A 21,476-nucleotide genomic window follows, 5' to 3' on the forward strand; every position below is an offset into this window, starting at 1 on the left:
GCCACCATGTACAAATTGACCGTTGAAGGCCTGCATAAATGCTATGGCGACAATGAAGTGCTCAAGGGTGTTTCCCTCAAGGCCAAGACTGGCGACGTGATCAGCCTGATCGGCGCCAGCGGCTCGGGCAAAAGCACCTTCCTGCGTTGCATCAACTTTCTCGAAACTCCGGACGACGGTGCCATGAGTCTGGATGGCCAGCAGATCCGCATGGTCAGCGATCGCCACGGCATGCACGTGGCCGACCCGGCCGAGCTGCAGCGGATTCGTACCCGGCTGGCAATGGTATTCCAGCATTTCAATCTGTGGAGTCACATGACCGTGCTGGAAAACATCACCATGGCCCCGCGCCGGGTGCTGGGGGTCAGCCCCAAGGAGGCCGAGGAACGTGCCCGGCGCTACCTCGACAAGGTCGGCCTGCCAGCCCGGGTCGCCACTCAATACCCGGCGTTCCTGTCCGGCGGCCAGCAGCAGCGGGTTGCCATCGCCCGGGCCCTGGCCATGGAGCCGGAAGTCATGCTGTTCGACGAACCCACCTCAGCCCTGGACCCGGAGCTGGTGGGTGAGGTGCTCAAGGTGATCCAGGGCCTGGCGGAGGAAGGCCGGACGATGATCATGGTCACCCACGAAATGAGTTTTGCACGCAAGGTCTCGAGCCAGGTGATGTTTCTGCACAAAGGCCTGGTGGAGGAGGAAGGTGCGCCCGAAGCCGTACTGGGTAACCCGAAAAGCGAACGCCTGCAGCAGTTTCTCAGCGGCAATCTGAAGTAAGGGCTGCCTGCCCCGTGCGTTAGGCCTTACAGGGACTGGGCGGACGGGGCACTTGAACGTACTCGCCAAGCTCAGACGGCAGGCGCGGAAGGCGGTTCGTCCGGCAACGTCGGCTCGCCAGGTTCTGTAGGTTCAAGCGGCTGAGGAGTGTCCGGGTCAGGCTGACCGGGAATACCGCCTGCCATGCTGACGGAGGGATACGCCAACAGGCTCCAGGCCAACAAGCCAACCTGATTGGGTTCCAGCCTTGCCAAGGTGGCGCTGATTCGCGGATCTATCTTCATGGGGCACTCCTGAGCTGTTCCCGATACGCCTTGCGCGTACCGGAAGGACACTCAATAGAGTGTCTACCCGCTCAGGAATTCCCGCTATTCGTCAGACAAACGGACTCAGGTACGCGGCAAGGTCACGCCACGCTGCCCCTGGTATTTGCCGCCGCGATCCTTGTAGGACACTTCACATTCTTCATCCGACTCCAGGAACAGCATCTGCGCCACACCTTCATTGGCGTAGATCTTCGCCGGCAAGGTCGTGGTGTTGGAGAACTCCAGGGTCACATGACCTTCCCACTCGGGTTCCAGCGGGGTCACGTTGACGATGATGCCGCAACGGGCATAGGTGCTCTTGCCCAGGCAAATGGTCAGTACGTTGCGCGGAATGCGAAAGTACTCAACGGTGCGGGCCAGGGCGAAGGAGTTCGGCGGGATGATGCAGACGTCGCTCTTGACGTCGACGAAGCTCTTTTCATCAAAGTTCTTCGGATCGACGGTGGCCGAGTTGATGTTGGTGAACACCTTGAATTCATCAGCGCAACGCACGTCGTAGCCGTAGCTCGACACCCCGAAGGAGATCAGCCGATCCTGGCCTTCGCCACGCATCTGGCGCTCTACGAAGGGCTCAATCATGCCCTGCTCTTGCGCCATGCGGCGAATCCACTTGTCCGATTTGATGCTCATGGCGGGTGTCCTGAAATAACGAGGTGAAAAAATTCTGTCCGGCATCTTACCGGGGCGCGTGGCCGGGTTCAAAGTCTCGGGCGTTTTTCTCGCCTGCCCCCTTATTTTTCAAGGGCTGGCCGACTGACGCCTCGCCGTCAGTCACGAAAACCGAGAAACCTTCGCACTGACCATTGGCACGTTCAGGAAAAAGGGTTAAGGTGGCGCCACTGTGCTGCTTGTGTCACTGAGAATCTCTACACGATGTTGAATTTCGATCCAACCATCTCCAAGAATTTTTCCTGCTCTTTGCACTCAGTCTCGGCCAGGGCTTTTCCTGAGTCGCAGTTAACTTTGTCCAAGGAGATACACCATGTCTAATCGCCAAACCGGTACCGTTAAGTGGTTCAACGATGAAAAAGGCTTCGGCTTCATCACTCCACAATCCGGTGACGACCTGTTCGTACACTTCAAAGCTATCCAATCCGACGGCTTCAAAAGCCTGAAAGAAGGCCAACAGGTTTCTTTCATCGCTACCCGCGGTCAGAAAGGCATGCAAGCTGAAGAAGTTCAAGTTATCTAACTTGTACTGATCCAGTAAAAAAACCCCGCCCTCAACAGCGGGGTTTTTTTGTGCCCGCAGATTTTGTTTTCACCCTGACGCGATGGAACACCCTCTCGAATGCGCCAGGGCCGCCCCGGCCTACCAGGTCACGCCAAAACCCAGCGTATAGCGAGTCCTGTCCAGATCACTGTCTTCGGTACCGCGAATCAGGTCTTTCTCCGCCTTGAGATTCAACGATGCCCAGTCGGTAACCTTGTAGCGCAGGCCCATTTCTGCATCCAGGGCGTAATCAGCCACTCCAGACAGCGGCCGACCCACCTCGCCATTGGTGAAGAACTCCACCCGCTTACCTATCAGATAGCGGTTGTAGTCCCACTTCATGGCCAGGGAATAGAAGTTGTCCTCGCCGCCATCGGCGTACTCGTAATCTGTGCGGTTGAACAGTGAGCCCAGGGAGAACGCACCCAACTCATCGTCCCAGAACTGGTAACCAGGACCCGTACCCACCACCCGTTGCCGCGCCAGATCCTCAACCTTGTCGCGCTTGTAGGTCAGACGACCCTCCCAGAACCACTGCTCAGTAATGAAGCGGTCCAAGGCGTATTCGGCGCGCCAGTTGTCAGTGGTCACCACATGATCCTGAAACTCGCGGTTGTACTCACCCAGGGCATGGTGACGCCAGGCACCATGCCGAGCAGAAGTCCTGAAGTCGATGTCATAGTCATCGGTATCCTTTTCCGCGCGCTTATAGTCCATGGCCACGTCGACATTACCCTTCCAGATCATGTCCTCCACCAACGGCCTGGGCTTCATGATCTGCTGAATACTCGCCAGTTCGACTGCCTTGGGCGCCTCGCCATTAGCCAACACGACCTTGCCATCCTCCGCCGGCCGCAGCGACTTGGCCTTTTCTCCCACATAGGCGTCCTGCTTGACCAACAGTTCCTGGTCGCTCTCCAGGGTCTTGACCTGCTTCCAATCGATCGAAATGGCACCACCGTAGTCGGTCTGGAGCAACAACTTGCCGCCATCGAAGACTTTGATCTTGCCACTCAGGCGATCGCCATTCTTTAACCAGACGGTATCGGCCAGTGACGGCAGGGAAGCGCTGAGCGCTGCGAAACACAACAGAATTCTGGACAACATAGGCAAATACGGACTCGATCTTGCGAAAAAAACGGCATTATTCCTGCTGAACATGCCTTAGTCAGGACTGACCTGGGTATTGAGAGTGAGTTCAATACTCATCCAGACTTCACCATCACAACTGACCAGCGTCCCTTCTACTATCTGGAACCGCGAATGTGACCGAACACGGCGAAGACCCACAAAGCCCCGCGCAAATCCGACGCACGGCGCTCTACCTGACCCTGGCCCTAGTTCCTCCAGGCAAGGTCGTAAGCTACGGCCAACTGGCGCAGATGGCCGGTCTCGGAAGAGCCGCCCGCTGGGTCGGACGCACCCTCAGCCAACTGCCGGCGGAGACCGTTCTGCCTTGGCACCGGGTACTGGGCGCCGGCGGTCGCATCAGCCTGCCCGCTGGCAGCCCGTCAGGCGATGAACAGCGCGCCAGACTGCGTGACGAAGGTGTCTCTATCCTGAACAATCGCGTGGATATTCAGCGCCATGGCTGGCGCCCGGTAGAGCACAGCGGTTAGAGTGCGCGCTTTGTTTCCGCAACCTGAGGCAGACTCCAGCCCATGCCCCGTAAAACCTGGCGCGCCGCACTTGCCGCCTATGCCAGCCCCTCGACGCTCGTGCTGTTGCTGCTTGGTTTCGCCGCCGGCATGCCTTACATGCTGGTGTTCTCGACTCTTTCGGTGTGGTTGCGCGAGGCCGGTGTAGCGCGCGAAACCATCGGCTATGCCAGCCTGATCGGCTTGGCGTATGCCTTCAAATGGGTATGGTCGCCCCTGCTCGATCAATGGCGCCTGCCGCTGCTGGGCAAGCTCGGTCGACGACGCTCCTGGCTGGTACTGGCACAGACCCTGGTGATTTTCGGCCTGATCGGCATGGGTTTCTGCGACCCGCAAAAGCACCTCTCCTGGCTGATCGCTATTGCGGTGATCGTGGCCTTTGCCTCGGCCACTCAAGACATCGCTATCGACGCCTATCGCCTGGAAATCGCCGACGACAGCCGCCAGGCCGCCCTGGCCGCCAGTTACATGTCCGGCTATAGGGTCGCGGTACTTCTGGCCACTGCTGGGGCACTGTTCTTTGCCGAAGGCTTCGGCTCAACCGGTTTCAGCTACAAGCACTCGGCCTGGACCGGCACCTACGTGCTGTTCGGGGTACTGATGATCCCGGCCCTGATCACCACCCTGCTGATGCGTGAACCCTCGGTACCGCTGCGCACCCAGCTGTCCGCAGGGCGCTACAGCTTTGCCCACCAACTGATCTCAGTATTCGTGCTGATCGTGCTGTTGGTGTCGGTGCCCGCTACCTTCACCCAGTTGTACAACACTGACTTCGCCAGCGTGATCTTCAACGGCATGAGCCTGCTGGACTTGCTATTGGAGGACCGGGCATTCCTGCGGGCGATTCTCTATATCACCCTCAGCGCCTTGTGCCTGTCCGCCATGGGCCGCAGGGGGCTGGCGCCAGTGCTGACCCCGGTCAACGATTTCATCCTGCGGTATCGCTGGCAAGCCTTCCTGCTGTTGGGGCTGATTGCCACCTATCGCATGTCGGACACGGTCATGGGGGTAATGGCCAACGTGTTCTATATCGACCAGGGTTTCACCAAGGATCAGATCGCCGGTGTCAGCAAGATTTTCGGCCTGATCATGACCTTGCTTGGGGCAGGCATGGGCGGCCTGCTGATTGTGCGTTTCGGCATCCTGCCAATCCTCTTCATCGGTGGCGCAGCTTCCGCAGCCACCAACCTGCTGTTCCTCATGCTTGCCGACATGGGGCCCAATCTGGAAATGCTGATTGTCACCATTTCCCTGGACAACTTCAGCTCAGGCATGGCCACCTCGGCCTTCGTCGCCTACCTGTCGAGCCTGACCAACCTCAAGTTCTCGGCCACCCAATATGCGCTGCTCAGCTCCATCATGCTGCTGCTGCCACGGCTGATCGGCGGTTATTCCGGGGTTATGGTAGAGAAGTTCGGCTATCACGACTTCTTCCTCATCACCGCCATACTCGGGATTCCAACCCTGATCCTGATCGCCTTGCACTGGTACCAGGAAAGTCGTCGCGCCAGGCCGAAACCTGAGCCGGAGCCGACCGCCAACAGCACCGCTGTCAGCGAAGAACCCTAGAAATTCCCGGGGGTTGCGGCGTTTTATCGGCCTCCCCCGCTTCCCCCGGCCGCAATCCTGTACGCCAGCGGAAGTCGCCCGTACAATGCTCCGTCATTTCTAGTCTTCAGCAACCGACAACGGCCTCCCATGCGCACCAGTCAATTTTTGCTCGCCACACAGAAAGAAACGCCTTCCGATGCGGTCGTGATCAGCCATCAACTGATGCTGCGCGCCGGCATGATCCGCAAACTGGCCTCGGGCCTGTACACCTGGCTCCCGATGGGCCTGCGGGTAATGCGCAAGGTCGAAGCCATCGTTCGTGAAGAAATGAACGCTGCCGGCTCGCTTGAAGTGTTGATGCCGAGCACTCAGCCGGCTGAGTTGTGGCAAGAGTCTGGGCGCTGGGAAGAGTACGGCCCCGAGTTGCTGCGCTTCAAGGATCGTCATGGTCGCGACTTCTGCGCCGGCCCGACCCATGAAGAGGTGATCACCGATCTGATGCGCAACGAGTTGAGCAGTTATAAGCAACTGCCGATCAACCTGTACCAGATCCAGACCAAATTCCGCGATGAAATCCGCCCACGCTTCGGCTTGATGCGCGGCCGCGAATTCATCATGAAGGACGCCTACTCCTTCCATACCGACCAGGCTTCGCTGCAAGTCACCTACGACCGTATGCACCAGGCCTACTGCAACGTATTCAGCCGCCTGGGCCTGAAGTTCCGGCCGGTAGAGGCTGACAACGGCTCGATCGGCGGCGCCGGCTCCCACGAATTCCACGTACTGGCCGACTCCGGCGAGGACGACATCGTCTTCAGCAACGGCTCCGACTACGCAGCCAACATCGAGAAAGCCGAAGCCGTACCTCGTGAGACCTCGCGCCCGGCTGCGAGCGAAGCAATGCGCCTGGTGGACACCCCTGACGCGAAAACCATTGCTCAGTTGGTTGAAGGCTACAACCTGCCGATCGAAAAGACCGTCAAGACCCTGGTGGTGCATGCCGAAGAAGCCGGCAAGCTGATCGCCCTGATCATTCGCGGCGACCACGAGCTGAACGAAATCAAGGCAGCCAACCAGCCAGGCGTAGCCAGCCCGCTGGTCATGGCCTCCGAAGCCGAACTGCGTGACGCCATCGGCGCTGGTGCCGGTTCCCTGGGCCCGGTGAACCTGCCGCTGCCGATCATCATCGACCGTTCAGTGGAGCTGATGAGCGACTTCGGCGTCGGCGCCAATATCGACGACAAGCACTACTTCGGCGTGAACTGGGAGCGTGACCTGCCCGTCCCGACCGTCGCTGACCTGCGCAACGTGGTAGCCGGCGACCCGAGCCCGGACGGCAAAGGCACCCTGGAAATCAAGCGCGGCATCGAAGTCGGACACATTTTCCAGCTGGGCAACAAGTACAGCAAGGCGATGAAGTGCGAAGTGCTGGGCGAGAACGGCAAGCCGGTAACCCTGGAAATGGGTTGCTACGGCATTGGCGTGTCCCGCGTGGTGGCTGCTGCCATCGAGCAGAACAACGACCAGAACGGGATCATTTGGAGCGACACCCTGGCGCCATTCCAAATCGCCCTGGTGCCGCTGCGCTACGAAACCGAACAGGTTCGCGAAGCCACCGACAAACTCTACGCGGAACTCACCGCCGCCGGTTTCGAAGTGCTGCTGGACGATCGCGACAAGAAGACCAGCCCGGGTATCAAGTTCGCGGACATGGAGCTGATCGGCATTCCCCACCGGATCGTGGTCAGCGACCGCGGCCTCGCCGAAGGCAACCTGGAATACAAGAGCCGTACCGAAGCCGAGGCGCAAGCGCTGCCGGTGGCCGACGTACTGTCCTTCATCCAAGCTCGTATCCGTCGCTGAAACCAGATAGAGAAGACATGTTCAAGCGAAACACCTTAAGCCTCGGTGGCGCCGCCTTGTGCGGCGCCCTGCTGGTCAGCGGCTGTGCCAACCAGATGTCACAACGCAGCGAGCACGAGGAACGGGTCGAGCGCAAACTGCTCGACCACAGCCTGCAGATCGATGTCGGTGAGCCTAAGGTGCTTGAGCTGCCGCAACGCCAGGTACGCATCCACGAGCAGAAGACCTTCGAAGTCACCGAATTCGAAGTCACCCGCCGCTACGATCGCTATACACCCTACCAACCCTGGCGGGAGATCTACGAGATCCCGCTGGGAGCGGTGGCACTGGTGGCCGGCATCGGCGCCAACGTGGTCAATGTGTTCGCCCTGGGCAACCTGCCGGACAGTGTCACCAAGGACTGGATCAGCTACGGCGTCTCCGGACTCAACCCATTCATGAACATGCCGTCCCACGGCCGCGCCCAGCAGAACCTGGCAGCGATTGATGAAGTCCAGCGCGACAAGCGCTTGGAATATTCGAGCCTGCCGTGGAGCGAGCGTCCGGTGCAGGTCAAGGCCGGCAAGGAAACCTACGAGCTGAGCACCGATCGCAATGGCGTGCTGCGCTTGAACCTGCTGGACAACCCGTTCTCCGAACAGGATCTGAACCACATCGGCAAGTTGCAGATCAGTGTCGAGGACGCTCAGGACGAGGTGCACTCGGACTCATCCCTGAGCATCAGCAGCAGCTTGCGGAGCAAACTGCTGGAAGCTCACGCACTGATCTACGACGACCTTGAAGATGACGAAGTGAGCCAATGGGTACACCGGGTCAAACGTCTATCGGAACTGGGCCTTGAAGAAGAAGCCAGCGAGCTGGAGCAGAGCCTGATCGAGCTGACGCGCAATGATCCGGAACTGCAAAACGAGTTTCTCAAGTCTCTGACCAAGAACGCCGGCCGACTGGTGGCGGATCCAGGCAGGAACTGATCCTCCTTAACCAGCGATTGTGGCGCCCCGGGCAAACCGCGGCGCCTGGCTCGCTGACAAACGCCCCCTACACTCCCTGGAACAGCTCCAGCTGTTCGTGCCCACCGCGCAGATCCTGCAGACGCACACCAATTCCCAGAAGCCGCACCGGCTTGCCACCGCGCTTGAAGGCCTGGGTCAGCAACTGCCGATAACTCTCCAAATCTCGCCCCGCGCCGGCCTGCTCCAAAGTGGTCTGGGTGAAGTCGTGGAACTTCACTTTGACAAACGGCTTGCCCGGCCGGTAACTGCTGTCGATTCGGGCAATGCGGCCCGCCAGCGTTTCCATCAGCTCCGGCAACTTTTGCAGACAGCTGTCCAGGTCCGGAAGGTCCACGTCGTAGGTATTCTCCACACTGATGGATTGCCGCCGGCTGTCATTCTGCACCGGCCGATCATCAATACCCCGGGCCAGCCCCCACAGGCGCTCGCCAAAACTACCGAACTCGCGCACCAAAGCCAGCTTGTTCCAGTCCCGTAGTTGCAGACAGCTGACAATACCCAGACGCCCCAGCTTGTCCGCCGTGACCTTGCCCACACCATGCAACTTGCTCACCGGCAGCTCCGAGACAAAATCCTCCACCTGGTCCGGAGTGATCACGAACAGCCCGTTGGGCTTTTTCCAGTCACTGGCAATCTTGGCCAGGAACTTGTTCGGCGCCACACCCGCTGACACAGTGATATGCAGCTGATTGGAGACTCGACGACGGATGTCCTGAGCAATACGCGTGGCGCTGCCAGCAAAACTCGGGCTTTCGGAGACATCCAGGTAGGCTTCGTCCAGGGACAACGGCTCGATCAGATCGGTGTAATCACGAAAAATCGTGTGAATCTCTTTCGACGCCTCGCGATAAGCATCCATTCGTGGCTTGACGATCACCAGGTCCGGACAAAGGCCCAGTGCGTGCCGTGACGACATCGCCGAGCGGACGCCATAAGCCCGTGCCTCATAATTGCAGGTAGCAATCACCCCCCGTCGATCCGCGGCCCCACCCACCGCCAGCGGTTTACTGGCCAGCTGTGGGTCATCACGCATTTCGATGGCCGCGTAGAAACAATCACAGTCAATGTGGATGATTTTGCGCTGCATCATATAAAGGAGGAGATCATGAAAGGCAGAAGTCAAAATGAAGACAGAAGGCAAGTATCCACCGACACCTGTATATAGCACCAGTACCTTGCATCCCTGTATCAGTAGCCATGGGGTTCAGCCGAATTTATTTGCCCACTACTCAAAAAACCTCCAATAGCGCTGAAAGCCACGTTCTACCTAGGGCAACACCTGATCAACTGGACATTTTCAGACGCTAAGCGATTGAACCGGAAGCATTTTTTAAAATTTAGTGATTGACAGGGTCCCGCAACGCTGTAGAATGCCGCCACACAGACGCGGGATGGAGCAGTCTGGTAGCTCGTCGGGCTCATAACCCGAAGGTCGTCGGTTCAAATCCGGCTCCCGCAACCAAACATCAAAAAAGGCTACTCGAAAGAGTGGCCTTTTTTGTATCCGCTGAAAAAGTCCTTTCGCAACAATGATCTGCCAAAGTGTTGCGAACCTTTAGTAACACTTCGTCACCTTCAAGATGCGAGCTATGCTCTGTCTCGAGCAACCACCCCGTGTCGATCGTGCAGGGTCGCCGGGCCACGGTGAGACGCGTTAATATTTGAAATTATTTTTTCTACAGGGATTGGTAACTTGGCTGGATACCTCCATCCTGTCGCGCACAATCCACGAGGTGATTGATGCGCGCCAACACGTCTGATTCACAAGACACCGACACCGCTACAGTAACTCAACCTATTACAGTCACTCGCTTGCGCTGGCTGGACCTGTTGAGCAAATACCGCCAACCCATCGGCCTGGCTGTAACGCTGCTGCTGTTTGCCATTGCCCTGATCGCTTGCCGACACCTGCTCAGCGAGTTGGATTTCTACGCCCTGCACGATTCGATCCTTGAGGTGCCCAAGCCTGCGCTGCTTGGTGCCCTAGGTGCGACCATCGTCGGCTTTATCATTCTGCTGGGTTACGAGTGGTCCGCCAGCCGCTATGCCGGGGTCAACCTGCCCGGCCGCACCCTGGCGCTGGGTGGCTTCACTGCCTTCGCCATCGGCAACGCCATCGGCCTATCGCTGCTATCCGGCGGTTCGGTGCGCTATCGTCTTTATGCACGCCACGGGTTGGGGGCCTCTGATGTCGCCCACATGAGCCTATTTGCCAGCCTCTCCTTGGGGTGCGCACTACCGCCTCTGGCCGCCTTGGCGACCTTGAGTAATCTACCCGCAGCCTCGACGGCGCTGCGCCTGCCCGAAAGCCTGTTGGCGGGCATTGCGATCGCCGTGTTGCTGCTGGGCGCGGTACTGGCTATTGGCATCTATCGCCGACGCCTGCCGGAGCAGCCACTGCGTGACAACCTGCTGGTCCGGGTCGGACGCCGTACCCTGCGCCTGCCAGGGCGACGCCTGACCTTCCTGCAACTGATCATCACCGCCCTGGACGTCGCCGCAGCCGCCACTGTGCTCTACCTGCTGCTGCCCGAAGCACCGCCTTTCGGCGCCTTCATGCTGGTATACCTGCTGGCCCTGGCTGCCGGAGTACTCAGTCACGTACCCGGTGGTGTCGGGGTGTTCGAAGCCATCCTGCTGGCAGCGTTCGCCGACAAGCTTGGCGCCGCGCCACTGGCCGCGGCCCTGCTGCTGTATCGCCTGATCTACGTGGTGCTGCCAATGCTGGTGGCCTGCGTCTTGCTGCTGATCAATGAAGCCCAGCGCCTGTTCCAGACCCGCCAGTCTCTAAGGGTGGCTTCCGGCCTGGCCGCACCGATCCTCGCAGTATTGGTATTCCTCTCTGGCGTGGTTCTGCTGTTCTCCGGCGCCACTCCGGAAATCGATACTCGTCTACAGCACATCGGCTTCCTGATCCCCCATCGGCTGGTAGACGCCTCGCACTTTGGCGCCAGCCTGATCGGCGTGCTCTGCCTGCTGCTGGCCCAAGGCCTGCGCCGGCGCTTGTCGGCCGCCTGGATGCTCACCACCATTCTGTTGCTGGTGGGCGCCCTGCTCTCCCTGCTCAAAGGGTTCGACTGGGAAGAGGCCTGCCTGATGACCCTGACTGCCAGCCTGCTGGCGGTCTTCCGGCGCTCGTTCTATCGCCCTAGCCGCCTGACCGAGTTGCCCTTCTCGCCGCTGTACCTGGTGGCCAGTGTTTGCGTGCTCGGCGCCTCCATCTGGCTGCTGTTGTTCGCCTATCAGGACGTTCCCTACAGTCACCAGTTGTGGTGGCAGTTCACCCTGGATGCCGACGCACCACGCGGCCTGCGCTCGTTGCTAGGAGCAGCGGTACTGCTGGTAGTGGTATCCCTGACCTGGCTGTTGCGTACCGCACGCCCGGTGATCCATCTGCCTACCAGCGAAGAACTGGACAAGGCCGCGCAGATTCTCATGGCCTCGTCCCAGCCCGACGGCGGCCTCGCACTGACTGGCGACAAGGCCCTGCTGTTCCACCCCAACGACGACGCATTCCTCATGTATGCCCGCCGCGGGCGCAGCCTGGTAGCGTTGTATGACCCGATCGGCCCGACTCAGCAGCGCGCCGAAATGATCTGGCAGTTCCGCGACCTGTGTGATGTGCACCATGCTCGCCCGGTGTTCTATCAGGTACGGGCAGAGAACCTGCCCTACTACATGGACATCGGCCTGACCGCAATCAAGCTCGGGGAAGAAGCCCGAGTCGACCTCAAGCGCTTTGATCTCGAAGCCAAGGGCAAAGAGATGAAGGACCTGCGCTACACCTGGAACCGTGGGAGCCGCGATGGGCTGTCGCTGGAGATCCACGAGCCCGGTCAGGCGCCGATGGACGAGTTGCGGGTGATTTCCGATGCCTGGCTGACCGGTAAGAATGTCCGGGAGAAAGGCTTCTCCCTGGGACGTTTCAGCGACAATTACCTCAAGCACTTCCGCATCGCGATCATTCATTTTGAAGGACGCCCAGTGGCCTTCGCCAACCTGCTCGAGACCTACAGCCATGAACTGGCCAGCCTCGACTTGATGCGCGCGCACCCGGACGCCCCAAAGCTGACCATGGAGTTCATGATGGTCGGCCTGATCCAGCATTATAAAAATCATGGATATGCCCGCTTCAGCCTGGGTATGGTGCCGCTTTCCGGGCTGCAACCACGCCGTGGAGCACCACTGACCCAACGCCTCGGCTCGATGGTTTTCCGCCGCGGCGAGCAACTGTATAACTTCCAAGGCTTGCGCCGCTTCAAAGACAAGTTCCAGCCTGACTGGGAACCCCGTTACATGGCCGTACCGGCCGGGCTGGACCCGCTGGTAGCGCTGGCCGACACTGCCGCCCTGATTGCGGGTGGCTTGACTGGATTGGTGAAACGCTGATGATTCAACGCTCTTGGCGGTATCTGCTGGCCACAGTGGTGGTGCTGGCTCTGATTGCGGGTGGTGGTTACTGGTGGTGGAATCGCCCCGCACCCGAACCGACTCTGGAACAATTGCCCCAGGCCGACGGCTCGACCCTGACTCGCGTGACCCCAGGCACCAAGGCCAAGGCCCGGGTAGTGGTGGCGGTGCTGCCTGACTCGACCCTGACCGACAAACAGCTGCTGACCCTGAGCCGCAGCGGCGCGGCACAGATCGTTCAGGTGATCCTGCCCAAGGATGATTGCAAACTGCAGGAGCAAGCCCTGCAAAGTGCCCTGCCCCAGTTAGCGGGTCCAGCGACCCTGGTCAGCGGCATTGGCCCAGGCGCGGCACTGGCCTGGCGCTGGATCGCCAGCCAGAACGACGATCAGGCCCAAGCCATATCGGTGGGTTTCACCATCAACCCAGTACCTGGATGCACCGACCCATTGCCCAAGACCCTGGCCCACGGCCATTGGCTGGTGGCCTGGAATGACAACCCAGATGATGAAAGCGCTGGTTTCGTGCGTGACACCCCCAATGCCACCACCAGCATCAGCGACTACGACATCCACCTGCCTCAAGTACTGAACAACGAGCTGCGCAAGCTGCTGGTAGGCTCGGAAAACGGCGGCCTGAGCATTCCCGTGGTGGAAGTCCCGGCCGGCCAGACCAAGGACACCGTGACCCTGTTCCTCTCGGGCGATGGCGGCTGGCGTGACCTGGACCGCGACGTAGCCGGTGAAATGGCCAAGATCGGCTATCCGGTGGTGGGCATCGACACACTGCGCTACTACTGGCAGCACAAAAGCCCGGAACAAAGCGCCATCGACCTCACCGAGCTGATGCAGCACTACCGGCAGAAATGGGGTACCAAGCGCTTCGTGCTGACCGGATACTCCTTCGGCGCCGACGTCCTTCCGGCCATCTACAACCGCCTGCCGGAAGCCGAACAGCAACGCATCGACGCCATTATCCTGCTGGCCTTCGCCCGCACTGGCAGCTTCGAAATCGAAGTCGAAGGCTGGCTGGGCAATGCTGGCAAAGAAGCCGCTACCGGCCCGGAAATGGCCAAGCTGCCGCCTGCAAAAGTGGTGTGCATCTATGGCGTGGAAGAAGTCGACGAGAGCGGTTGCACCGACAAGACTGCAGTCGGCGAAGCCATGAAGCTGCCTGGCGGCCATCACTTTGATGAGAACTACCCGGCACTGGCCAAGCGCCTGGTGGATGCCATCGAGAAACGTCAGGCCAAAGACAGCGCCAGTAACTGATCACAGCCTGGAGCCAAGCTCAGGCGGCCTTGAACTCCGGCAAACCGGATACTGCTGCAAGATTGAAGCCCTCCCTGCGAGGGCTTTTTTTCACCTGCAGCAAACCTAGCGACGAATACTCCAGGCACAAAAAAGCCCCCGCAATGCGGGGGCTTTGGGTTTACTCGCTTAAATCTCGACCTGGGTTCCCAACTCGATCACCCGGTTAACCGGTAGCTTGAAGAAGCGCAGGTTGCCGTTGGCGTTCTTCAACATGAAGGCGAACAGCGCTTCTCGCCAACGGGCCATGCCTTCGAGCTTGGAGGCGATCACCGTCTCGCGGCTGAGGAAATAGGTGGTGCGCATCGGGCTGAAGTCCAGTTCATCCAGGTGGCACAGCTTCAGGGCTTGCGGCACATCCGGCTCATCGGTAAAGCCGAAGTGCAGGATCACCCGGAAGAAGCCTTCACCATAGGAATCCACCTCAAAACGCCGCTGCGCGGGCACTCGTGGAATGTCCTCATAGACCACCGTCAGCAGCACCACTTGTTCATGCAGTACCTGGTTATGCAGCAGGTTGTGCAACAAGGCGTGAGGCACGGCATCCGGGCGCGCAGTGAGGAATACAGCGGTGCCCTGGACCCGATGCGGAGGCTGGACACGGATGCTGCCAATGAAGATCGGCAGGGGCAGGCCACCTTCGTCCAGGCGATCTACCAGCAGCTCCTTACCGCGCTTCCAGGTGGTCATGAGGATGAACAGCACTATCCCCGCCAGTACCGGGAAAGCACCGCCCTGGAGGATCTTCGGTACGTTGGCGGCGAAAAACAGCCCATCCACCAACAAGAAGCCCACCACCACCGGCACCGCCAGCACCGGCGGCCACTTCCAAAGCAGCAGCATCACGGCGGCCACCAGGATACTGGTGATCAGCATGGTTCCGGTCACTGCCACACCGTAGGCCGAAGCCAGGGCACCGGAGGACTCGAAGCCCAGCACCAGCAGAATCACCCCAACCATCAGCGCCCAGTTCACTGCACCGATATAAATCTGCCCCTGCTCGGCACTGGAGGTGTGCTGAATGTACATACGCGGAATGTAGCCCAGCTGAATAGCCTGCCGGGTCAGGGAGAAGGCCCCGGAAATCACCGCCTGGGAGGCGATCACCGTAGCCAGGGTCGACAGAACCACCAGTGGAATCAGGGCCCAGCCCGGCGCCAGCAGGTAGAACGGGTTACGCGCCGCATCTGGGTTTTCAAGGAGCAGCGCACCCTGGCCGAAGTAGTTAAGCACCAGCGCCGGCAGCACCAGGGCGAACCAGGCACGAGCGATGGGCTTGCGCCCAAAGTGCCCCATGTCGGCGTACAGAGCCTCGGCACCGGTCAACGCCAGGACCACCGCGCCGAGGATCGCCACGCCCATGCCCGGATGCACGATGAAGAAACGCACGCCCCATACCGGGTTCAGTGCCTGCAGCACTTCCGGGTGCTGGAGAATGCCGCGTGCGCCCAGTACGCCCAGGATCACGAACCACAGCACCATGACTGGACCGAACAGCTTGCCGATACGATCGGTACCGTGCTTCTGGATCAGGAACAACGCCACCAGCACCACCAGTGCCAGCGGCACGACCCAGTGCTCCAGGCCACTGAACGCCAGCTCAAGCCCTTCCACCGCCGACAACACCGAAATCGCCGGGGTGATCATGCTGTCGCCATAGAACAACGCGGCACCGATCAGGCCGAGAATCACCAACACCGAACGCAAGCGTGGATAGGAGCCCGCCGCACGCCGAGCCAGCGCGGTCAAGGCCATGATTCCGCCCTCACCCTGGTTATCCGCGCGCAGGATAAACAGCACGTACTTGATCGAAACGACCCAGACCAATGACCAGAAGATCAGAGCCAGGATGCCGAACACGCCATCGTGATTGACCTGGACCCCATAACTGCCGGAAAACACCTCTTTGAGGGTATAGAGCGGACTGGTACCGATATCGCCGTACACCACCCCGACCGCCGCCACCAACATCCCCAGAGGCTTGGCCCCGGAGTGCTCGCCACCCGCTGCCTGACTACTTGCCTGACCCATCAATGACTCCTACTACCAAGACCGGGGCTTCTTATATAGAAAGCGCAAGGTTATACAAGCGCTATTGTCTGAAGTTGTGCAGTTTGCCATGTAACCCAGGGGTTTTTATTACCACTACGACCTCAACTAACGCCGGATGAAAACAACCGGGCATAACGGGATCAAGCATAGCCCAGCGCTCGTCGTATTTCCCCTGCATAAAGCTGGTCAAGCGCCTCGACCATCGCTAGAATTGCGCACTTTTTGATCAGAGGCGCAGTCAGCGCCCAACCGTCGCACTTGCCCCCCAAGTGGCTCGACACCCAATACCGAGGTTAGACATGTCCACCCCTTCCGCGCCGGCCAATCCGAAAGTCGGTTTCGTATCCCTGGGTTGCCCAAAAGCTCTGGTCGACTCCGAGCGCATCCTTACTCAACTGCGCATGGAAGGCTATGACGTAGTGTCTACCTACCAGGACGCCGATGTCGTGGTGGTCAACACGTGCGGCTTCATCGACTCGGCCAAGGCCGAATCCCTGGAAGTGATCGGCGAAGCCATCAAGGAAAACGGCAAAGTTATCGTCACCGGCTGCATGGGCGTGGAAGAAAGCAATATCCGTAACGTGCACCCTAGCGTGCTGGCGGTCACCGGCCCGCAGCAGTATGAGCAAGTGGTCAACGCAGTGCACGAAGTGGTGCCGCCCAAGCTGGACCACAACCCGCTGATCGACCTGGTGCCGCCGCAAGGCATCAAGCTGACCCCGCGGCACTACGCCTACCTGAAGATTTCCGAAGGCTGCAACCACAGTTGCAGTTTCTGCATCATCCCGTCGATGCGCGGCAAGCTGGTCAGCCGCCCGGTGGGCGATGTGCTCGACGAGGCCCAGCGCCTGGTCAAGTCCGGGGTCAAGGAACTGCTGGTGATCTCCCAGGACACCAGCGCCTACGGCGTCGACGTCAAGTACCGCACCGGGTTCTGGAACGGCGCGCCGGTGAAGACCCGCATGACCGAGCTCTGCGAAGCCCTGAGCACCCTGGGGGTCTGGGTCCGTCTGCACTACGTGTACCCGTACCCGCACGTGGACGAACTGATCCCGCTGATGGCCGCCGGCAAGATCCTGCCGTACCTGGACATCCCGTTCCAGCACGCCAGCCCGAAAGTCCTCAAGTCGATGAAACGCCCGGCCTTTGAAGACAAGACCCTGGCGCGGATCAAGAACTGGCGCGAAATCTGCCCCGAGCTGATCATCCGCTCGACCTTCATCGTCGGCTTCCCCGGCGAAACCGAGGAAGACTTCCAGTACCTGCTGAACTGGCTGACCGAAGCCCAGCTGGACCGCGTCGGCTGCTTCCAGTACTCGCCGGTAGAAGGCGCTCCGGCCAACGATCTGGACCTGGAAGTGGTGCCGGACGAGGTCAAGCAAGACCGTTGGGAACGCTTCATGGCGCACCAGCAGGAAATCAGTTCGGCGCGCCTGCAACAGCGCGTCGGCAAGGAAATTGAAGTATTGATCGACGAAGTCGACGAAAACGGTGCGGTCGGCCGCTGCTTCTTCGATGCCCCGGAAATCGATGGCAACGTCTTCATCGATGGCGCCGGCGATCTGAAACCGGGTGACAAGGTCTGGTGCCGAGTCACCGACGCCGACGAATACGACCTCTGGGCCGAAACCCTGTAAGGCGTAAAAAAACTGCCAAGCCCCGCTCTCGCAACGAGATGCGGGGCTTTTTTCGGTCTATCGTGTGCTCTTGCCAGGTTCGCAATCAGTGCGGCCGATCACCTCAGGGGCAGGCGGCATGCGCCAACACTCGGTTATCCATACACCGAAACTCAGTGACTACCAGGAGCTGACCCAGGTCTGGGAAGCGTCGGTACGCGCCACCCATGACTTTCTCCCGGACAGCTATATAGAGCAGCTGAAGCACCTGATGCTAACCCGCTACCTGGATGCGGTGATGCTGATCTGCACCCGGGATCAGCGGCTGCGCATCACCGGTTTCGCCGGGGTCGCGGCAGGCAAGATCGAAATGCTCTTCATCGATCCCACCCATCGCGGCCAGGGCCTGGGCCGGCAGTTGCTGCAGTACGCCGTGGATCACCTGAATGCCCAGGTGCTGGACGTCAACGAACAGAACCCCCAAGCCTTGGGCTTCTACTTCAGGCTGGGCTTCGAAATCATTGGCCGCTCGGAGCAGGACGGCATGGGCCAGCCTTACCCACTGCTGCACATGCGCCTGAAACAGCCACAACTGCTGGCCCGACGCGGCTAAAAGCCACAGCCGGCAAATGGACCCGCGATTAACCGGCGCCAGGCAGGTACAATGGCTGCCCCCTTTTGTTACGGCCCCTGTCATGACTGACCCGATTCGTCTCTCCAAACGCCTCATCGAACTGGTCGGCTGCTCCCGCCGGGAGGCTGAGCTGTTCATCGAGGGCGGCTGGGTCACCGTAGACGGCGAAGTCATCGACGAACCGCAGTTCAAGGTCGGTGCGCAAACAGTCGCCCTCGACCCGGAGGCCAAGGCCACTGCTCCGGAGCCGGTCACTATCCTGCTCAACGTGCCCGCCGGTCAGGACCTGGACAGCGCCATGCAGTCCATCAACGCCGCCAGCCTGTCGGAAGAACACCGCTATGGCAAACGGCCACTGAACGGGCACTTCCTGCGCCTGACTGCCAGCGACGACCTGCAGCCCAATGCCAGCGGCCTGTTGGTGTTCACCCAGGACTGGAAAGTGCTGCGCAAGCTGACTGCCGACGCCGCCAAGATCGAGCAGGAGTATGTCGTCGAAGTCTCCGGCGAGATGATCGACCACGGCCTCAACCGCCTGAATCACGGCCTGACCTATAAAGGCCGTGAACTGCCACCCGTGAAAGCCAGCTGGCAGAACGAAAATCGCCTGCGGTTCGCCATGAAGAACCCGCAACCGGGCGTGATCGCCCTGTTCTGCCAAGCTGTCGGCCTCAAGGTCGTCGCCATCCGCCGCATCCGTGTCGGCGGTGTCTCCATCGGCAAAGTGCCGCTGGGCCAATGGCGCTACCTGTCGGCCAAAGAGAAATTCTAAGCCACTCGATTCAGACGCCGTGCCCTTGCACGGCGCTCAACACGCATTGATCAGGACTGTAACCATGATTCATAACGACGTACTGCGCAGCGTGCGCTACATGCTCGATATCAGCGACAAGAAGGTCATCGAGATCATCAAGCTCACCGGCTTCAAAGTCAGCCCGGACGACCTCGCCAGCTACCTGAAGAAGGATGAGGAAGAAGGCTTTGTGCATTGCCCGGACGAGGTCATGGCACATTTTCTCGATGGCCTGGTGATCTTCAAGCGCGGCAAGGATGAAAGCCGTCCAGCGCTGCCAATCGAACTGCCAGTGACCAACAACATCATCCTGAAGAAGCTGCGAGTGGCCTTTGAGCTGAAGGAAGACGACATGCACGCAGTGCTCAAGGCCGCCGAGTTCCCAGTGTCCAAGCCAGAGCTGAGCGCGCTGTTCCGCAAATTCGGCCACACCAACTACCGCCCTTGCGGTGACCAACTGCTGCGCAACTTCCTCAAGGGTTTGACCCTGCGCGTACGCGGTTGAGCCCTGGCGCCGACGAATACCGTCAGCGCCCCTGATGAGCTGCTATTGCGCAACGCAATAGTGGCTCCCCAGCGAACGCCTGAAGACTAGGGTAGGCACACCCTCATCTGCTCAGGATTCGTCATGCATCCCTACTTCTCCCTGCAAGGCCGCACCGCTCTGGTGACCGGCGGCACCCGTGGCATCGGCAAGATGATCGCCAAGGCCTTTGTCGAAGCAGGTGCCCGAGTCTATATCTGCGCCCGTGATCCAGAAGCCTGCCAACAGATCGCTGAGGAACTGACAGCGTTTGGCGATTGCCGAGGGCTAGTCGCCAACCTGGCCAGCGAAGATGGCGTGCAACAACTCGCCACCACCTTGGGCTGCCAGCTTGAGTCCCTGGACATCCTGGTAAACAACGCCGGCACCACCTGGGGCGCACCACTGGAAAGCTACCCGGCCAAGGGCTGGGAAAAGGTCATGCAATTGAACGTGACTTCGGTGTTCAGCTGCATCCAGCAACTGTTACCGCTGCTGCGCAAGGCTGGCTCGGCGGACAACCCGGCACGCATCATCAACATTGGCTCGGTGGCCGCGATCTGCTCCTTTGGCGAACAGGCCTACGCCTATGGCCCGAGCAAGGCGGCGCTGCACCAGATGTCGCGGATTCTCGCCCGGGAACTGGTGGACCAGCACATCAACGTCAATGTGATTGCCCCGGGGCGCTTTCCCAGCAAGATGACCCAGCACATCGGCAACGATGAACAGGCCCTGGCCGAAGACGTGGCGCTGATCCCGATGAAACGCTGGGGCAGGGAAGAAGAAATGGCGGCCCTGGCCATCAGCCTGGCGAGCACGGCGGGGGCTTACATGACTGGGAATATCATTCCTCTGGATGGTGGATTCAGTCTCTGATCGGTGTCGTGCGCTTCGCCGGCGAGCCGGCTCCTACAGATTGCACGGGGCGTTGTAGGAGCTGGCTTGCCAGCGAACGGGTTATCATGCCCCTCCCCCATCGCCCTCGACCCCAGAACATGACCTACAGCGTTTCCCCCATCGGCTTCGTGCGTTCCTGCTTCAAGGAAAAGTTCGCCATCCCGCGCCAACCACAGCTGGCCCCGGCTGCGCGCGGGGTGCTGGAACTGCTGGCGCCCTTCGATCAGGGCGACGCCGTGCAAGGGCTGGAGCAGGTCAGCCATGTCTGGCTGCTGTTCCTGTTTCACCAAGCCCTGGAAGACAAGCCGCGGCTCAAGGTACGTCCGCCGCGCCTGGGAGGTAACAAGTCCATGGGGGTCTTCGCCACCCGAGCCACCCACAGGCCCAACGGCATTGGTCAGTCGGTGGTCAAACTGGACAAGGTCGAGGCTGGCCGCCTGTGGATTTCCGGCATCGACCTGCTGGACGGCACGCCGATCCTCGACATCAAGCCCTACGTGCCCTACGCCGACATCATTCCCACAGCGAGCAATGACATCGCCAGCGCCGCGCCACAGATCATTCCCGTGCAGTGGCAGGACAGCGCCTTGCAACAGGCTCAGATTCACGCTCAGCGCCTGCAGGAACCCTTGGTAGAGCTGATCGAGCAGTGCCTGGCTCAGGACCCCCGCCCCGCCTATCAAACGCCGACTGCGCAGCGAGAGTACGGCGCCCAGTTCTGGGATCTGGACGTGCGCTGGCACTATCCCCAACCCGGGTTGATCCGAGTACTGGAAGTCGTGCCGGCAAGCTGAGCCGCGAAAACAAAAAAGCCCGCGCTGCCTTCACAGGCAACGCGGGCTTTTC

At 60.1% G+C, this 21,476-nt stretch carries 19 protein-coding genes and 1 tRNA gene; 15 read left to right on the forward strand and 5 right to left on the reverse strand.

Translation table 11 applies throughout. The features are described 5' to 3' along the window. The first annotated feature begins 6 nt into the window (after positions 1 to 6). Complete coding sequence (locus GV819_RS29200; RefSeq protein WP_161759503.1) at positions 7 to 771, forward strand: ABC transporter ATP-binding protein; 765 nt, start codon at positions 7 to 9, stop codon at positions 769 to 771. A 71-nt stretch (positions 772 to 842) separates the two neighbouring features. Here the strand turns inward: GV819_RS29200 and GV819_RS29205 are convergent, their stop codons facing one another. Then, entirely contained in the window at positions 843 to 1,055 is a 213-nt protein-coding gene (locus GV819_RS29205; protein WP_161759504.1) for a hypothetical protein, read from the reverse strand. Between the two features lie 105 nt (positions 1,056 to 1,160). After that, positions 1,161 to 1,727 (reverse strand): dCTP deaminase, encoded by a 567-nt coding sequence (gene dcd / locus GV819_RS29210; RefSeq protein WP_161759505.1) that lies wholly within the window; start codon positions 1,725 to 1,727, stop codon positions 1,161 to 1,163. Between the two features lie 352 nt (positions 1,728 to 2,079). Between dcd and GV819_RS29215 the strand changes: the two genes are divergently transcribed. Continuing rightward, on the forward strand, positions 2,080 to 2,289 hold the full coding sequence (locus GV819_RS29215) for a cold-shock protein (RefSeq protein WP_002554837.1): 210 nt from the start codon (positions 2,080 to 2,082) through the stop codon (positions 2,287 to 2,289). Between the two features lie 120 nt (positions 2,290 to 2,409). Here the strand turns inward: GV819_RS29215 and GV819_RS29220 are convergent, their stop codons facing one another. After that, positions 2,410 to 3,417 (reverse strand): DUF481 domain-containing protein, encoded by a 1,008-nt coding sequence (locus tag GV819_RS29220; RefSeq protein ID WP_161759506.1) that lies wholly within the window; start codon positions 3,415 to 3,417, stop codon positions 2,410 to 2,412. 158 nt (positions 3,418 to 3,575) lie between these two features. On the opposite strand from GV819_RS29220, the gene GV819_RS29225 reads away from it, so the two are divergent. The 4 genes from GV819_RS29225 to GV819_RS29240 all read left to right on the forward strand — a co-directional run bounded on the left by GV819_RS29225 (position 3,576) and on the right by GV819_RS29240 (position 8,353). After that, the gene (locus GV819_RS29225) at positions 3,576 to 3,929 is read left to right on the forward strand and encodes an MGMT family protein (RefSeq protein WP_161759507.1); all 354 of its coding nucleotides are present in this window, start codon (positions 3,576 to 3,578) and stop codon (positions 3,927 to 3,929) included. Between the two features lie 42 nt (positions 3,930 to 3,971). Continuing rightward, positions 3,972 to 5,537 (forward strand): AmpG family muropeptide MFS transporter, encoded by a 1,566-nt coding sequence (locus GV819_RS29230; protein ID WP_161759508.1) that lies wholly within the window; start codon positions 3,972 to 3,974, stop codon positions 5,535 to 5,537. Between the two features lie 129 nt (positions 5,538 to 5,666). Further along, entirely contained in the window at positions 5,667 to 7,382 is a 1,716-nt protein-coding gene (locus GV819_RS29235; protein ID WP_161759509.1) for a proline--tRNA ligase, read from the forward strand. 17 nt (positions 7,383 to 7,399) lie between these two features. Further along, positions 7,400 to 8,353 (forward strand): hypothetical protein, encoded by a 954-nt coding sequence (locus tag GV819_RS29240; protein ID WP_161759510.1) that lies wholly within the window; start codon positions 7,400 to 7,402, stop codon positions 8,351 to 8,353. A gap of 67 nt (positions 8,354 to 8,420) precedes the next feature. Here GV819_RS29240 and dinB read toward each other — a convergent pair whose 3' ends face one another. Beyond that, positions 8,421 to 9,485, reverse strand: coding sequence for a DNA polymerase IV (dinB, locus tag GV819_RS29245; RefSeq protein ID WP_161759511.1), 1,065 nt, complete (start codon positions 9,483 to 9,485; stop codon positions 8,421 to 8,423). A 295-nt stretch (positions 9,486 to 9,780) separates the two neighbouring features. On the opposite strand from dinB, the gene GV819_RS29250 reads away from it, so the two are divergent. The 3 genes from GV819_RS29250 to GV819_RS29260 all read left to right on the forward strand — a co-directional run bounded on the left by GV819_RS29250 (position 9,781) and on the right by GV819_RS29260 (position 14,076). Beyond that, positions 9,781 to 9,857: transfer RNA gene (locus GV819_RS29250), tRNA-Met, on the forward strand. A 278-nt stretch (positions 9,858 to 10,135) separates the two neighbouring features. Beyond that, complete coding sequence (gene mprF, locus GV819_RS29255; RefSeq protein WP_161759512.1) at positions 10,136 to 12,784, forward strand: bifunctional lysylphosphatidylglycerol flippase/synthetase MprF; 2,649 nt, start codon at positions 10,136 to 10,138, stop codon at positions 12,782 to 12,784. After that, the gene (locus GV819_RS29260) at positions 12,784 to 14,076 is read left to right on the forward strand and encodes a virulence factor family protein (protein WP_161759513.1); all 1,293 of its coding nucleotides are present in this window, start codon (positions 12,784 to 12,786) and stop codon (positions 14,074 to 14,076) included. Before mprF ends, GV819_RS29260 begins: the two co-directional genes overlap by 1 nt. A 168-nt stretch (positions 14,077 to 14,244) precedes the next feature. Here GV819_RS29260 and GV819_RS29265 read toward each other — a convergent pair whose 3' ends face one another. After that, positions 14,245 to 16,086: a potassium transporter Kup gene (locus GV819_RS29265; protein ID WP_372242125.1), complete on the reverse strand. Its 1,842-nt coding sequence runs from the start codon at positions 16,084 to 16,086 to the stop codon at positions 14,245 to 14,247. A 380-nt stretch (positions 16,087 to 16,466) separates the two neighbouring features. Between GV819_RS29265 and rimO the strand changes: the two genes are divergently transcribed. From rimO to tsaA, 6 genes are all read left to right on the forward strand, one after another. Continuing rightward, positions 16,467 to 17,804, forward strand: a complete 1,338-nt coding sequence (gene rimO, locus GV819_RS29270) for a 30S ribosomal protein S12 methylthiotransferase RimO (protein WP_161759515.1) — start codon at positions 16,467 to 16,469, stop codon at positions 17,802 to 17,804. A 118-nt stretch (positions 17,805 to 17,922) separates the two neighbouring features. Next, entirely contained in the window at positions 17,923 to 18,396 is a 474-nt protein-coding gene (locus tag GV819_RS29275; RefSeq protein ID WP_161759516.1) for a GNAT family N-acetyltransferase, read from the forward strand. Positions 18,397 to 18,478: 82 nt separating this feature from the next. Beyond that, on the forward strand, positions 18,479 to 19,189 hold the full coding sequence (locus tag GV819_RS29280) for an rRNA pseudouridine synthase (protein ID WP_161759517.1): 711 nt from the start codon (positions 18,479 to 18,481) through the stop codon (positions 19,187 to 19,189). Between the two features lie 64 nt (positions 19,190 to 19,253). After that, a complete protein-coding gene (locus GV819_RS29285; protein ID WP_161759518.1) occupies positions 19,254 to 19,715 on the forward strand; it encodes a DUF1456 family protein in 462 nt (153 codons plus the stop codon). 123 nt (positions 19,716 to 19,838) lie between these two features. Continuing rightward, entirely contained in the window at positions 19,839 to 20,609 is a 771-nt protein-coding gene (locus GV819_RS29290) for an SDR family oxidoreductase (RefSeq protein ID WP_161759519.1), read from the forward strand. Between the two features lie 119 nt (positions 20,610 to 20,728). Continuing rightward, on the forward strand, positions 20,729 to 21,424 hold the full coding sequence (tsaA, locus tag GV819_RS29295) for a tRNA (N6-threonylcarbamoyladenosine(37)-N6)-methyltransferase TrmO (RefSeq protein ID WP_161759537.1): 696 nt from the start codon (positions 20,729 to 20,731) through the stop codon (positions 21,422 to 21,424). Positions 21,425 to 21,476: the final 52 nt, after the last annotated feature.

The organism is Pseudomonas sp. Fl5BN2, from assembly GCF_009908205.1.
Taxonomy (GTDB): domain Bacteria; phylum Pseudomonadota; class Gammaproteobacteria; order Pseudomonadales; family Pseudomonadaceae; genus Aquipseudomonas.

Coding starts and splice junctions, on each gene's coding strand:
- dcd (WP_161759505.1), bottom strand. CDS start 1,727: ATGAGCATCAAATCGGACAAGTGGATTCGCCGCATGGCGCAAGAGCAG.
- GV819_RS29220 (WP_161759506.1), bottom strand. CDS start 3,417: ATGTTGTCCAGAATTCTGTTGTGTTTCGCAGCGCTCAGCGCTTCCCTG.
- GV819_RS29230 (WP_161759508.1), top strand. CDS start 3,972: ATGCCCCGTAAAACCTGGCGCGCCGCACTTGCCGCCTATGCCAGCCCC.
- GV819_RS29285 (WP_161759518.1), top strand. CDS start 19,254: ATGATTCATAACGACGTACTGCGCAGCGTGCGCTACATGCTCGATATC.
- tsaA (WP_161759537.1), top strand. CDS start 20,729: ATGACCTACAGCGTTTCCCCCATCGGCTTCGTGCGTTCCTGCTTCAAG.
- GV819_RS29280 (WP_161759517.1), top strand. CDS start 18,479: ATGACTGACCCGATTCGTCTCTCCAAACGCCTCATCGAACTGGTCGGC.
- dinB (WP_161759511.1), bottom strand. CDS start 9,485: ATGATGCAGCGCAAAATCATCCACATTGACTGTGATTGTTTCTACGCG.
- GV819_RS29200 (WP_161759503.1), top strand. CDS start 7: ATGTACAAATTGACCGTTGAAGGCCTGCATAAATGCTATGGCGACAAT.
- GV819_RS29240 (WP_161759510.1), top strand. CDS start 7,400: ATGTTCAAGCGAAACACCTTAAGCCTCGGTGGCGCCGCCTTGTGCGGC.
- GV819_RS29265 (WP_372242125.1), bottom strand. CDS start 16,086: ATGTTGGTGGCGGCGGTCGGGGTGGTGTACGGCGATATCGGTACCAGT.
- GV819_RS29260 (WP_161759513.1), top strand. CDS start 12,784: ATGATTCAACGCTCTTGGCGGTATCTGCTGGCCACAGTGGTGGTGCTG.
- GV819_RS29275 (WP_161759516.1), top strand. CDS start 17,923: ATGCGCCAACACTCGGTTATCCATACACCGAAACTCAGTGACTACCAG.
- GV819_RS29205 (WP_161759504.1), bottom strand. CDS start 1,055: ATGAAGATAGATCCGCGAATCAGCGCCACCTTGGCAAGGCTGGAACCC.
- rimO (WP_161759515.1), top strand. CDS start 16,467: ATGTCCACCCCTTCCGCGCCGGCCAATCCGAAAGTCGGTTTCGTATCC.
- GV819_RS29235 (WP_161759509.1), top strand. CDS start 5,667: ATGCGCACCAGTCAATTTTTGCTCGCCACACAGAAAGAAACGCCTTCC.
- GV819_RS29290 (WP_161759519.1), top strand. CDS start 19,839: ATGCATCCCTACTTCTCCCTGCAAGGCCGCACCGCTCTGGTGACCGGC.
- mprF (WP_161759512.1), top strand. CDS start 10,136: ATGCGCGCCAACACGTCTGATTCACAAGACACCGACACCGCTACAGTA.
- GV819_RS29215 (WP_002554837.1), top strand. CDS start 2,080: ATGTCTAATCGCCAAACCGGTACCGTTAAGTGGTTCAACGATGAAAAA.